This is a genomic window from Staphylococcus pasteuri (genome assembly GCF_030547725.1).
Lineage (GTDB): Bacteria > Bacillota > Bacilli > Staphylococcales > Staphylococcaceae > Staphylococcus > Staphylococcus pasteuri.
In genome coordinates this window covers 1-326 of sequence record NZ_JAUOQO010000132.1, presented here as the reverse complement: position 1 = coordinate 326, position 326 = coordinate 1, and the positions used below count along the sequence as shown (strand labels likewise).

The 326-nt window shown below is 41.7% G+C and carries 1 protein-coding gene; it reads left to right on the top strand.

The features are described 5' to 3' along the window. Nucleotides 1-106 precede the first annotated feature (106 nt). Nucleotides 107-326, top strand: a 220-nt coding sequence (locus Q4528_RS13115; protein WP_303521919.1) for a hypothetical protein, incomplete at its 3' end; no start/stop codon positions are given.

Genomic DNA, 326 nt, shown 5'->3' with positions numbered 1-326 from the left:
TAATAACAGTATTAATAATATTGCACCAATTTTCAGTTCAGATGGATCGTTCAGCTATTATGGCTCACTATTTTTAGAGTCACCAACCACCCCGTTATGCGAAACGTTGGAAGATGATGCGACACTAATCCAATCGCAAGGCCAAAATACATTAAGCGCTATCGACTGTAACAACATACCAGAAGATACAATAGAGCAGACCATTACCAATATAGTTAATACACCAATCGGCAAGGTAGCGATACCTGATGCAGCTAGCGCCAGCATCGACATTGCCGATGAATGTATTGGTGTAGATGCTACCGGAGCAGTTCGCGAAATAACTC